Source organism: Pseudoalteromonas sp. SWXJ133 (assembly GCF_015864365.1).
GTDB classification, from domain to species: Bacteria; Pseudomonadota; Gammaproteobacteria; order Enterobacterales; family Alteromonadaceae; genus Pseudoalteromonas; species Pseudoalteromonas arctica.
In genome coordinates this window covers 32,456-44,518 of the sequence record NZ_JADYXJ010000033.1, presented here as the reverse complement: position 1 = coordinate 44,518, position 12,063 = coordinate 32,456, and the positions used below count along the sequence as shown (strand labels likewise).

At 40.1% G+C, this 12,063-nt stretch carries 12 protein-coding genes and 1 pseudogene; 5 read left to right on the top strand and 8 right to left on the bottom strand.

The window, feature by feature from the left end; all coding sequences use genetic code 11:
* Positions 1 to 1,023, top strand: a 1,023-nt coding sequence (gene tuf, locus I6F40_RS18530; RefSeq protein ID WP_121955492.1) for an elongation factor Tu, incomplete at its 5' end; no start/stop codon positions are given.
* A gap of 178 nt (positions 1,024 to 1,201) precedes the next feature.
* Positions 1,202 to 1,321: pseudogene (locus tag I6F40_RS18525) on the top strand (elongation factor Tu); the annotation flags it as partial.
* A 426-nt stretch (positions 1,322 to 1,747) separates the two neighbouring features.
* On the opposite strand, the gene I6F40_RS18520 reads toward I6F40_RS18525, so the two are convergent.
* The 5 genes from I6F40_RS18520 to I6F40_RS18500 all read right to left on the bottom strand — a co-directional run bounded on the left by I6F40_RS18520 (position 1,748) and on the right by I6F40_RS18500 (position 7,318).
* Entirely contained in the window at positions 1,748 to 2,944 is a 1,197-nt protein-coding gene (locus I6F40_RS18520) for a dipeptidase (protein WP_166379155.1), read from the bottom strand.
* Between the two features lie 64 nt (positions 2,945 to 3,008).
* The gene (locus tag I6F40_RS18515) at positions 3,009 to 3,263 is read right to left on the bottom strand and encodes a YheU family protein (RefSeq protein WP_007582257.1); all 255 of its coding nucleotides are present in this window, start codon (positions 3,261 to 3,263) and stop codon (positions 3,009 to 3,011) included.
* Positions 3,260 to 4,252, bottom strand: coding sequence for a hydrolase (locus tag I6F40_RS18510; protein ID WP_007582255.1), 993 nt, complete (start codon positions 4,250 to 4,252; stop codon positions 3,260 to 3,262). The genes I6F40_RS18515 and I6F40_RS18510 overlap by 4 nt, the downstream gene beginning before the upstream one ends.
* Positions 4,253 to 4,989: 737 nt before the next feature.
* Entirely contained in the window at positions 4,990 to 5,412 is a 423-nt protein-coding gene (locus I6F40_RS18505; protein WP_166379157.1) for a TIGR02444 family protein, read from the bottom strand.
* A complete protein-coding gene (locus I6F40_RS18500) occupies positions 5,396 to 7,318 on the bottom strand; it encodes an ATP-binding cassette domain-containing protein (protein WP_166379159.1) in 1,923 nt (640 codons plus the stop codon). Before I6F40_RS18500 ends, I6F40_RS18505 begins: the two co-directional genes overlap by 17 nt.
* A 132-nt stretch (positions 7,319 to 7,450) precedes the next feature.
* Between I6F40_RS18500 and I6F40_RS18495 the strand changes: the two genes are divergently transcribed.
* Positions 7,451 to 7,654, top strand: a complete 204-nt coding sequence (locus I6F40_RS18495; RefSeq protein ID WP_007378899.1) for a YheV family putative zinc ribbon protein — start codon at positions 7,451 to 7,453, stop codon at positions 7,652 to 7,654.
* 32 nt (positions 7,655 to 7,686) lie between these two features.
* Here I6F40_RS18495 and I6F40_RS18490 read toward each other — a convergent pair whose 3' ends face one another.
* Positions 7,687 to 7,902 (bottom strand): SlyX family protein, encoded by a 216-nt coding sequence (locus tag I6F40_RS18490; protein ID WP_007378900.1) that lies wholly within the window; start codon positions 7,900 to 7,902, stop codon positions 7,687 to 7,689.
* Positions 7,889 to 8,887, bottom strand: a complete 999-nt coding sequence (locus I6F40_RS18485; protein ID WP_166379161.1) for a WD40 repeat domain-containing protein — start codon at positions 8,885 to 8,887, stop codon at positions 7,889 to 7,891. Before I6F40_RS18485 ends, I6F40_RS18490 begins: the two co-directional genes overlap by 14 nt.
* A 215-nt stretch (positions 8,888 to 9,102) precedes the next feature.
* Between I6F40_RS18485 and fkpA the strand changes: the two genes are divergently transcribed.
* On the top strand, positions 9,103 to 9,852 hold the full coding sequence (gene fkpA, locus I6F40_RS18480) for an FKBP-type peptidyl-prolyl cis-trans isomerase (protein WP_166379163.1): 750 nt from the start codon (positions 9,103 to 9,105) through the stop codon (positions 9,850 to 9,852).
* Between the two features lie 62 nt (positions 9,853 to 9,914).
* Here fkpA and rsd read toward each other — a convergent pair whose 3' ends face one another.
* Complete coding sequence (gene rsd / locus I6F40_RS18475) at positions 9,915 to 10,385, bottom strand: sigma D regulator (protein WP_166379165.1); 471 nt, start codon at positions 10,383 to 10,385, stop codon at positions 9,915 to 9,917.
* 530 nt (positions 10,386 to 10,915) lie between these two features.
* Here rsd and hemE point away from each other — a divergent pair.
* On the top strand, positions 10,916 to 11,980 hold the full coding sequence (hemE, locus tag I6F40_RS18470; RefSeq protein WP_002961084.1) for a uroporphyrinogen decarboxylase: 1,065 nt from the start codon (positions 10,916 to 10,918) through the stop codon (positions 11,978 to 11,980).
* Positions 11,981 to 12,063: the final 83 nt, after the last annotated feature.

Here is a 12,063-nt window from a genome sequence, read left to right as displayed (position 1 = left end):
GAAGAGCGCGAACGTGGTATCACTATTTCAACGTCTCACGTTGAATACGATACTCCTTCACGTCACTACGCACACGTAGATTGTCCTGGTCACGCCGATTATGTTAAAAACATGATCACTGGTGCTGCTCAAATGGACGGCGCGATCTTAGTAGTTGCTGCGACTGATGGCCCTATGCCACAAACGCGTGAGCACATCCTTCTTTCTCGTCAAGTTGGCGTTCCTTACATCATCGTGTTCATGAACAAATGTGACATGGTAGATGACGAAGAGCTACTTGAACTAGTAGAAATGGAAGTTCGTGAACTTCTTTCAGAATACGATTTCCCAGGTGATGACTTACCTCTAATTGCTGGTTCTGCGCTTAAAGCGTTAGAAGGCGAGAAAGAGTGGGAAGATAAGATTGTTGAGCTTGCAAACGCACTTGATACTTACATCCCAGAGCCAGAGCGTGACATCGATAAGCCATTCATCATGCCTATCGAAGACGTTTTCTCAATCCAGGGTCGTGGTACTGTTGTAACTGGTCGTGTTGAAGCTGGTATCATCCGCATCAATGACGAAGTAGAAATTGTTGGTATCAATGATACAACTCGTTCTACTTGTACTGGTGTTGAAATGTTCCGTAAGCTTCTAGACGAAGGTCGTGCTGGCGAAAACATCGGTGCACTTCTACGTGGTACTAAACGTGAAGACGTTGAACGTGGTCAAGTACTAGCTAAGCCTGGTTCAATCAACCCACACACTACATTCACTTCAGAAGTATACGTACTTTCGAAAGATGAAGGTGGTCGTCATACTCCATTCTTCAAAGGTTACCGTCCACAGTTTTACTTCCGTACAACTGACGTAACAGGTGACGTACAGTTACCAGATGGCGTAGAAATGGTAATGCCTGGTGATAACATCAAGATGACAGTAACTCTAATCGCACCAATCGCGATGGATGAAGGTCTTCGTTTTGCTATCCGTGAAGGTGGTCGTACTGTAGGTGCTGGTGTTGTAGCAACTATCGTAGCGTAATTATTAGCCTAGCTAATTGTTACCAAAAAGCCCGAGCTTAGTCTCGGGCTTTTTAATGTCTAGAATAAAGTGTCATATGAAGGTGGCGCTCTTACTTTAGGCGTAGGTGCGTTGTAGTAACGTTCAAAGCGTAATTATTAGCCTAGCTAATTGTTACCAAAAAGCCCGAGCTTAGTNTAACATCAAGATGACAGTAACTCTAATCGCACCAATCGCGATGGATGAAGGTCTTCGTTTTGCTATCCGTGAAGGTGGTCGTACTGTAGGTGCTGGTGTTGTAGCAACTATCGTAGCGTAATAATTAACTTTAAAGTTAATTGTTAGAAAAAGGTCACTTAGGTGGCCTTTTTTAATGCCTGAAGAAAAGTGTCATATGAAGGTGGCGCTCTTACCTTAGGCGTAGGTGCTTTGTAGCAACGTTCAAAGCGTAATAATTAACGTTAAAGTTAATTGTTAGAAAAAGGTCACTCAGGTGGCCTTTTTTAATGCCTAAAGAAAAGTGATTAGCTTTGAGTTATAACTTTCTTGTCGTAGCTTGGGTTGAGTTTTACGAAACCCGAGGAGAAATAGTGCTGAAGATAACTACGCAATTAATGGGCTATTTAATACGTTAAAATGATCATGCTTTTAATAAAATTAGTACCAATAAAAAGCACGGCTAGGCCGCGCTTATATTGAGTTAGCTCTTGGTCTTTTAGCCAATTACTAATATATGATAAAAGCTTTAATGCTTTTTAGCATACTCTTGCGCTTGTTTTAAAACTCTTAATAAATTACCGCTAAGAATCTTTTTAATATCTTTGTCGCTGTAATCTCTGTCCATTAAACCTTGAACAAGATTAGGATAGCTAGATACATCTTTTAAACCGATAGGTAATGAATCGCCAACTCCATCATAATCAGAGCCAATACCTACATAATCAATACCAATTAGCTCAACTACGTGATCAATATGGTCAAGTACTTGCTCAAGGCTTGCAAATGGGTATGGGTTTTTAGCACGGTATGCAGCATCAAAATCTTTGCTTAATTTAGTGCCGTCTTTTTTAACGGACTCTTTTGTGTTTTTTAACTGCTTGCCCCAACTGCCTGCTTTAGCGGTAACAAAGCTTGAACCAAAGTTAATTTGAATAACGCCGCCATTTTCTTTAAGTGCCAATAGCATATCGTCATTCATATTACGCTCAAAGCCAGGCGTGTATTTACGAAGTGATGAATGTGAGGCAATTACGGGTGTTTTAGATAGATCCATAACCTGATAAAACGCATCATCAGAAATATGCGATACATCGATTAGCATACCAATATTATTCATTTCAGTGACAAGCTTTTTACCAAATGGGCTTAAGCCTTTCCATTTACGGCGTATATCGTAAGATGAATCCGAAATATGGTTGCTTTGCGAGTGCGCTAGCGTGATGTAGCGAATACCACGGTCGTAAAAGTGCTGAAGGTTTTTCATGTCCCCTTCGATTGGAGAGCCGTTTTCCATACCCATCGCTATAGAAAGCTTGCCTTGTTTAAATTGCTCTTCTATATCAGTGCTTGAGCTAGCAATAGCAAACTTATCGGGTGCGCGCTGGGCTATGGCTTCCATACTATCAATCATTTGATTGGCTAGCTGGTAGCTTTTTCCTTTACCTTCAAATTCCAAATGCGCAGGAATATAAATTGACATAAACGGTGCGTTTAAACCGCCTTTTACAGCGCGAGGGTAGTCAAAATCGCCATCAGTTGTTGCTTTAGTTACATCAACCCAATTTTCGTGAATTCGATAAGGTACGTCGATATGGGTATCAATTAAAATGGTGTCTTTAGCGAGTTTAATTGCCTTGTCAGATGCTGTTATTGTTTGTTCTGCTTGGGCTTGGCTAGTTAAAGCTAGTGATATGGCTACCACTAGAGTGCTGAGTTTTATCATGTTTTGGCTCTTTGGGTAAAAAGCCATTGTGTACGTTCAATTCAAAAGTTACAAGTACTACACCTTAATCAAACGCCTCTGCTTGATGCTCTTCACTTTGCAGCGCTTTAAATTCGCCCTTAGAAATAATAGTAACTGACTCATGTAATTCAGAGAAAAACACCATTGCTTCGCCATTTTTAAGCTGTAGCTTAACTTGGTTAACTTTAGATTCGATGCTTGCTTCTACTTCGCCATAATCGGTGCCTTCGCGCAGTACATAGCTTTCTATTAGGTTATATAGTGTATCTTTATCGAGTTGTTCAAAAGGGATAATCATAATTGCTCTTTGTTTGCGTTGCCTAAAACATGTTGCCCAAAATAGCATGGCACGGCTTTCTCTAACCAAAATATAGGCTTAAACGGATTTTTACCGCTAATAAAACCAACGTGTCCGCCTTTGTCAGAGATGCGCAGCGTAACATGCTCACTTACGTCTTGCCTACTTGGTACGGCCTTAATTGAGAGCATTGGGTCGTCTTTGGCATGAATAATAAGTGTAGGTATAGCGATATCTTTTAAGTACGGCATTGCACTGGCTTTGCGATAGTAATCGTGTGCGTTTTCAAAACCATGCAGGGGGGCTGTTAATTGATTATCAAACTCTAATAAATCGTCAATTTTCATTAACTGTTTTGGCGTTAATGAAATTTGCTGCTTAATTTGTGGCAGCTTTCGCTGCATTGATTTTTTCATGCGATCGAGCAGATATTTTTGGTAAATTTTACCTAAGCTTTTACGAATAACATCGCTTGATGACGACAAATCATAAGGAGCAGATACCACCGCTGCAGCACTTAGTGGGCATGCTTGTGATTGTTCACCTAAGTATTTGGCCAGTACGTTACCGCCTAACGAAAAACCTACAGCGACCATAGTGCGCTCAGGAAATTGCAGCTTTAAGTGATTTATAAAAAAGGCTAAATCGGCGGTGTCACCGCTGTGATAAGCACGTGGCAGGCGATTGACTTCAGTTGAGCAATTTCTAAAGTGCATAAGCACAACTGCATAACCTTGCTTTTTTAACGCCTTCATCATGCCTTTGGCATAAAAGCTATTTATATTGCCTTCAAGGCCATGTAAAACAACGGCAAGTGGAGCGGTTTCGTTATGTGGAAGTGACCATGCGAGCTCAATAAAGTCACCATCAGGTGTATCAAGTTGCTCAAGTTCGTAGCGAGTGTGGTGAAATGGGCGGAAAAAACGCGGCATTATGGTTTGAACGTGACGATTGGTCATCCACCATGCTGGTTTGAACTGAGAGATCATGTTTGTACTACGCACTTTGTATTAAACGAAAAGCTAGTGTACCAAATTTTTCGCTTCAGAAAATAAAAAGCGCCTAACTAGTAAACTAATAAGGCGCTTTAGTGCGTCGTGCTTAATTTTGTTCGGGGATTTCTGCATCATGTATTTTTTTCAAAAAGAAAAAAGCAAAAAAGATACACAAAGAAACAACGATGGTTAAAAACCCAAAAGACATAAATAAAACTGGATCTGTAAAAAAGTCTCTAAAGAATACGTTCATGAGTTGTTCCCCTCGTTGTTGATGGATTAATCATAGGCGGTGTTTGCAGGTCGCAACGTGATCGAGATCAAGTTATTTACATAAGCAGATATAGGGGTGAAGCTAAGTTGATTTAGATCATGCTTTAAAGGCTACTAAGTTATACCACTGAGAGCTAAGAGAGTTTTTCGCTTGAAATAGTGAGCTGATTGTAATCCATGTTTTTTCACTTCCCCTAAAGCGTAGCGCTTTTAACTTTTTTGAGTAAACCACTTAAAGATTTTTTGCACGAAGAGAAAAAAAGAGAAGCAAATGGGGGCAGGGTAATAAAATGCTGAGCTAAACAGCCGCTCAATATTTATATTTTTATCTAAGTAATCTAGTTTGTTTTCCTCTAAAAGCGAAGCGCCTCTTAACCTCTTTGTGAATTATTTACTTAAAGGTTTTTTGCACAAAGAAAAGAGAATGAGCAGTAGAGGAGGGTATAAAAAGTCGCAGCCTAAGTGGCTTTCATATACAGCTCAATATTGTTTGGTTCTGCATGCTGGATTAATTCAAACTCATTTACTGCTTCAATCAACATATGTTGCTGTTGCTTTTCAAGCTTTAGCTCAGCGCTTAGTAACTCTGCGCGTATTGTGGCGTAATCACTTATCGTATTCTGATTAGCTTTTAAATAGCTAAGAGCAGCGCGCAGAGGCTGTAATGCATAAGTATCAAATTCACTAACTACTTGCGTTAACTCATTTAGCTGTTGGGTATTAATACTTAAATTTAATGAGTCTAAATAAAGTAGCAATAAGCATAAATTAACGTTTTTTCCTTGCTGGTTTTGTAGTGCCAGCAAGGTTGTTTGTTGATCAGGCTTTGCGTACAAGGTGCACGCAAACTGCCAAAAATGGTCGCTATTGAGCAAGTTCATCGGCGAATGCCTGCTCTTTTTCTTCCATTTCTTCAAGTGCCATAAGTAGCTCTTCTTCAACGTCGTTAAGCTTAGGCGTAAGGGTTGCTTGCTTGGCTAATAACTCTTTAAGCTTGGCTTTGTTGTCGTCGTTGTAGAGTTCGTTATCACCTAAGGTCACTTCAACTTCACTTAATTCGGCGGTAAATTTATCGAGTTGCTTTTCAAGCTTTTCAATTTGCTTTTTAAGTGGCTGGATGGCTTTTCTAAACTCAGCCTCTAAGCGCTTTTGCTCTTTACGATTAACACCTGGGTTTGCTTTAGGCTCGTCGTTTTGCTGCGCTTTAACCGCTTCTTTATTCGCATTAAGTAGCCATTGGTAATATGCATCTAGGTCGTAGCCAAACTGGGTCACTTTGCCGTCATCTACAAGGTAAAACTCATCGGCGGTATTTTTAAGCATGTGGCGATCATGCGATACGGTAACCATAGCGCCTTCAAAACCTTGCAGTGCCATAACAAGTGCATGGCGCATTTCTAAATCAAGGTGGTTAGTTGGCTCATCGAGTAGTAATAAATTTGGTTTTTGATATACCAACATGGCAAGTACTAAACGTGCTTTTTCGCCGCCCGAAAATGGGGCTACAGGCTCAAGTGCCTTATCGCCAATGAAGGCAAAGCCGCCTAAAAAGTCACGTAGTGATTGCTCAGTGGCTTTTGGGTCTAGTCGTTGTATGTGCGTTATTGCACTGGCTTTTAAATCAAGAGATTCAAGCTGATGCTGCGCAAAGTAACCAATATTTAATCCGTGATGCTGAATAACTTCGCCAGCTTGCGGCTCTAAATCACCAGAAAGCAGTTTAATTAACGTTGATTTACCCGCGCCATTTCGACCAAGTAAAGCAATTCGGCTGCCTGGTACAAGGTTTAGCTCTATATTATTTAAAATAGTGACGTCACCATAACCCGCTTTGGCTTTATCTATTGTCATTAGTGGGTTTGGTAATGCTTTTGGCTCTGCAAACTCAAAGTTAAATGGCGAGTCGGCATGTGCTGGCGCTAGTTTTTCCATGCGTTCAAGCGCTTTTACACGGCTTTGTGCTTGTTTAGCTTTACTGGCTTTTGCTTTAAAGCGCGTTATAAATTGCTCTAAGTGTGCAATTTGATCTTGCTGCTTATCAAACATTGCTTGTTGTTGTAGTAAACGCTCTGCTTTTTGGCGCTCAAACTGCGAGTAGTTACCTTTGTACACATTGATAAGTTGCTTATCTACATGCCAAATTTGGTCAACCACCGCATCTAAAAACTCACGGTCATGCGATATAAGTACAAGGGTGCCGGTATAAGCACGTAAAAAGCGTTCAAGCCAATAAACGGCATCTAAATCAAGGTGGTTTGTTGGCTCATCGAGTAATAGTAAATCGGCGTCGCGTATTAATGCTTGGGCAAGGTTTAAACGCATACGCCAACCACCCGAAAACGAGCTTACAGGGTTTTCTATTAGGTTATTGGCAAAGCCTAAGCCGTGTAATAGCTCACCTGCGGTTGATTCAATGCTGTAGCCTTTAATGTTTTCAAGCTGAATATGTACTTTGGCTTGTGTGTCGCCATCGTTGTTTTGCTCGGCCTCACGCAGTGCTATGCGCATTGCGTAGTATTCTGGGTGGCCTTGAAGTACATAATCAATCGCGCTTATTTCAAGTGCAGGTGTCTCTTGCTTAACAGAGGCAATAGACCAATCTTTTGGAATGCTGCAGTTACCGGCATCTAGTTGCAGTTCTGATTTTAGTAAACCAAATAACGTTGATTTTCCGCAGCCATTAGCGCCAACAAGGCCTACTTTGTGCTCTGGAAATAATGTAGCTGATGCGTTTTTTAATAAGGCTTTACCGCCACGAAGTAGTTCTATTTCTGAGATTTGGATCATGAATGCGTTACTTTGCTGTGCCCTTGTTAAGTTGGCGCTATCATAACATAGAACTTAATGCTCTTATCAAGCGTATCAACAAGTGAAGTTATACGATAAAATAGCGGCAGTTCAAACCACAGGAAAAATGTTGTGAGACAAAAGAAGCGATTTATTGCTGGTGCATCTTGCCCTGACTGCAAAGCCATGGATACTATGATGCTATACAGAGAACATGATGTTGAAAAAGTAGAGTGTGTTGAGTGTGGTCATAAAATGGCGCAACCCGATAACGCTGTTCAGGCGTCTACTCGTCAATTTGAACAAGTAATTGGTGTATTTAAACCGGGCGACTAACCCGGTTTTTTATTGCCTAATTTTTACCGGTTTTAGTAATGCGGTGGAGGCGGCTCAGGTGCTTCAGACATCATAGACGATGATGACTGCGACTCTTTAATTTTTTCTGCTAGCAGCTCAGTTTGGCGTTTCATTTTTGCTAACAGTTGCTGGTGCACTTTTATTTCATCATTCAAGACTTCAATTGTTTCGTCTTGAAAAGCCACTTTGGCTTCAAGTTCCATTAAGCGATGTTCAATTGTGTTCATTATTCTCTCGTATAATAAATCGCTCTGCGATACCGCTGGAGCTTTCGGTTAACAACGACTTACCGTTATCTGTAAATGTCACATCTAGCACCACCGCCGATTTAGGCTTACTGCCTTCGCGCGGGGTAACCTGCCAAGTTTGAATTTTTTCACCGCTTGGTATTTGCCACAAATCTACGCGCTTATTTGGCGAGCCGGTTGCAAGCAAAGTGCCTTGTTCGTTAAAACGCACAGCAGTAAAAATTTTCTGACGCGCAATATACTTCAGTTTACTCACAAGATCACCTGTAGTCAGCTTCCATACATTTGCTTGTGCCATACTGTCGGCCGTAAACGCATAGCGACCTTGTGGATCGAGCGTTACTTGGGTAACACGCGTTGGGTGATTAAAACGATGAATTACTTGCCCTGTACGTGTGTCCCAAAAGTAAGCAACATAATCGTTAGAGCCACTTAATGCGTAATGCCCGTTAGGTGACAGGTCAACGGTATTAACTTTATCTTGATGACCTAAAAACTCAATACGACGTCCGGTTTCTAGGTTTACAAATACGACAACGCCGTCGCTACGGCCGTATAAAACACTACGGCCTTGATTGCTAATGGCAATATCGCGAATACTGGCTTTTTGTATTTTGTAATAACCTTTATTTTTGCCTGTGGCTATATCCCACACAGCAAACGTGTTTTTTTCGGCGGTAACAGCCACGCTGTTATCAAAAGCAATAGCAACGGCGTATACCAAACTGTCCTGATCTTGCTGCTGAAACCATTGGTATTTTAGTACCTGCTGTTGATTATCCCATAGGGCGACCCCATGGTTTATAGAGGAGATTAAGCTGTACTTACCATCGGTTGACAGCGCCGATGAAAATGCACCTTGCGCGGCATGTTCGTAGCTTGCTACAGCATATTGTTTTTTATCGGTACAAGCGATAGCTAAAAAACAGCTTAATACGATTAAAAAAGTACGAAATATCGACATGTTACAAGTATTTCCTCTTAACTCTTAGTGACTGAGAGGTTAGACTAGGACGCGTTGAATGCCTAGGTTGTTTGTCTAATCACTGGATATGTTTTTAGTTTAGCTAACAATGTGGAATTTAGTCATTAAACAAGCAGCCTATCATGTAGGCCGTTAATCTTTAACTAGTAATAATACATTAAAATGACAACTGCAAAGTGTGTCGGAGATTTAAAATGAAAAAGACGATTAGATTGTCATTGATTGCAGCGTCAGTTTTAGCGCTTACAGCTTGTAATCAAGAAGCAAAAAAAGAACAAGTTGAAGTTAAATTAGACACTGTAGAACAGCAACAAGCATACGGTATTGGTGCATCTGTAGGTAACTTTTTAAATAAAGACCTAGCAGACAAAACAGAAATTGGTATTGAGCTAGACCAAGCACTTCTAATCCGTGGTTTTGAAGATGCACTTGCTGGTAATGCAAAAATTGACGAAGAAAAAATTCGCGAAGTATTAACTGAATTAGATACATCAGTACGTACTAAGCAAGAAGAAAAAGCAAAAGTAGAGTCTGAAAAAAGCAAAGAAGCGGGTGTTAAATACCTAGCTGACAACGCTAAAAAAGAAGGCGTTACAGTAACTGAGTCTGGCCTACAGTACGAAGTACTTAGCGAAGGCGAAGGCGAAAAACCAGTGGCAACTGATGTAGTTAAAGTACACTACAAAGGTACTTTATTAGACGGTACTGAGTTTGATAGCTCATATGCACGTAACGAACCTACAACTTTCCCTCTTAACCGCGTAATTGCTGGTTGGACTGAAGGTTTACAACTTATGTCAGTGGGTTCTAAGTACAAGTTCACTATTCCTTCAGAACTTGCTTACGGCGACCGTGACTTAGGTAAAATTCCAGCTAATTCAACACTTGTATTTGAAGTTGAATTACTTGAAATTCAAAATGAAGAAACATCAGCACAAGAATAAGCTTATTGTGTAAATGCAAAAAGGGACCTTAGGTCCCTTTTTTAATACACGTAAATAACATATTAGTTTGCGTGATTAGAAAACAAGTTATCAATAAGCTCATCTTCAAGTGCAAAGCGTGCTTCTAATGCCTCACCAATAATAGATAAGTCATCATCAAAGCCCTTTAATAAGTCTTCTTTGTCTACTTCAGCGTACTTATCATTAAAATCTAACGCTATGTCGGTTGTACTAGAAATACGCGGGTAAATAGAGTTTGCAAGTTCTTGGCTCTGTAAGCCCTTTTTTTCACATGCTTTTGCTATACCGTCATACACTTCAAAATGGCCTGCAGATAGGTAATCCATTAAAAGTTGGCAAAATGATTCAATTAGTTTTGGCTCTGGCAATGCTTGATCTTGTTTTTCGTACGGCGTAAAACCTGCAATTTTGCAATAAAGTACAATAAGGTCTTGGCGTTCGTTTAGCCATTTATCAATTACTGTGTGGCTACCACCCCATTTTTGTTGAGCTTTTTCTACACGCGTCAGCATAACTGTTCTCCTAGCTGGGTTGGTCTTTCAATTAGAATATAATAAGTTTATGTACATCAAGATATATTTAATTTGCGAGTATATCAACAAGTAAAGTTGAGCTACTTTGAGGGGTGTACCTTTTTATATAATCTAAGGCGAGAGATTTTATTTTAGGCAAGAAAAAACCACCAGTTACGGTGGTCTAATTTCTTTCAGTGACTTGTTATAACAAGCTTTCTTATTTTTATGAGATGATTTTTATTGTTATTATTTTAAAACATTTATTTTTATTGTTTTAAGATTTTTATTATTGTTTTTGTTAACGCGGGACAAACAATAACAAGGTTTTTGTGATGTTGCAAACATATTAATAAAAAGTTTTAAATGTTATTCTTTTTTGCTTATTTTATAGTCAAAATGGATTAAAGCACTCCATTATATTGATCTGCCTCTAGGTAAAGCTGTTTTCGTCCCTAAGCAATAGAGGGTCGGAGAATATGGTGGTACAATCTTGCACAATTTATACAAGTCTTAGGATCATTTACGCCATGAGCGAATTAAAAAACGACCGTTATTTACGTGCACTTGCAAAACAACCTGTTGATGTAACTCCGGTATGGATGATGCGCCAAGCAGGACGCTATTTACCAGAGTATCGCGCTACACGTGCACAAGCGGGCGATTTTATGAGCCTGTGCCGTAATGCTGAGCTTGCATGTGAAGTAACACTGCAGCCATTACGTCGCTACCCGTTAGATGCCGCTATATTATTTAGTGATATTTTAACGATTCCAGATGCGATGGGTTTAGGTCTTTACTTTGAAACAGGCGAAGGCCCTAAGTTTGAACGTCCTATTTCATCACTTGCTGATGTTAAAAAAATTCCAAAGTTAGACCCTACAGACGAGCTTGGCTACGTAATGAACGCAGTAAGCACTATTCGTCGTGAACTTAAAGGTGAAGTACCACTCATTGGTTTCTCTGGTTCACCGTGGACCCTCGCAACTTATATGGTTGAAGGTGGTAGCAGCAAAGTATTTGGTAAAATCAAAAAAATGGCGTTTGCAGAGCCGCAAACACTTCATTTATTACTCGATAAGTTAGCTGATTCAGTTATCGATTACTTAAATGCTCAAATTAAAGCTGGCGCGCAATCGCTAATGGTATTTGACTCGTGGGGTGGTGTATTAAGCCCGCGCGATTACAACGAATTTTCACTGCAATATATGCATAAAATTGTAGATGGCTTAATTCGTGAATACGATGGTCGTAAAGTACCGGTTACTTTGTTCACTAAAAATGGTGGTCAATGGATTGAAGCTATTGCAGCAACTGGTTGTGATGCAATTGGTCTTGATTGGACTATTAATATTAGCGACGCTAAGCGCCGTGTGGGTGATAAAGTAGCTCTACAAGGTAATATGGACCCATCTATGTTACACGGTACACCAGAGCGTATTCGCCAAGAAGTAGGCACTATTTTAGAAGACTTCGGTACAGGCAATGGCCACGTGTTTAACTTAGGCCACGGTATTACGCCAGATGTAGACCCTGAAAATGCTGGTGTATTCATTAATGCAGTACATGAGCTAAGTGCTAAGTACCATAAGTAATAGCTACTTAAATAAACTTTAAAACTGTTTAAAAGTAAAAAACCCGCTAAGTTGCGGGTTTTTTGTTACCTATTTATAAAGGC

Bases quoted from the DNA above. Each gene is read 5' to 3' on its own strand.
- I6F40_RS18520 (WP_166379155.1), bottom strand. From the start codon at position 2,944: ATGATAAAACTCAGCACTCTAGTGGTAGCCATATCACTAGCTTTAACT.
- I6F40_RS18515 (WP_007582257.1), bottom strand. From the start codon at position 3,263: ATGATTATCCCTTTTGAACAACTCGATAAAGATACACTATATAACCTA.
- I6F40_RS18510 (WP_007582255.1), bottom strand. From the start codon at position 4,252: ATGATCTCTCAGTTCAAACCAGCATGGTGGATGACCAATCGTCACGTT.
- I6F40_RS18505 (WP_166379157.1), bottom strand. From the start codon at position 5,412: ATGAACTTGCTCAATAGCGACCATTTTTGGCAGTTTGCGTGCACCTTG.
- I6F40_RS18500 (WP_166379159.1), bottom strand. From the start codon at position 7,318: ATGATCCAAATCTCAGAAATAGAACTACTTCGTGGCGGTAAAGCCTTA.
- I6F40_RS18490 (WP_007378900.1), bottom strand. From the start codon at position 7,902: ATGAACACAATTGAACATCGCTTAATGGAACTTGAAGCCAAAGTGGCT.
- I6F40_RS18485 (WP_166379161.1), bottom strand. From the start codon at position 8,887: ATGTCGATATTTCGTACTTTTTTAATCGTATTAAGCTGTTTTTTAGCT.
- fkpA (WP_166379163.1), top strand. From the start codon at position 9,103: ATGAAAAAGACGATTAGATTGTCATTGATTGCAGCGTCAGTTTTAGCG.
- rsd (WP_166379165.1), bottom strand. From the start codon at position 10,385: ATGCTGACGCGTGTAGAAAAAGCTCAACAAAAATGGGGTGGTAGCCAC.
- hemE (WP_002961084.1), top strand. From the start codon at position 10,916: ATGAGCGAATTAAAAAACGACCGTTATTTACGTGCACTTGCAAAACAA.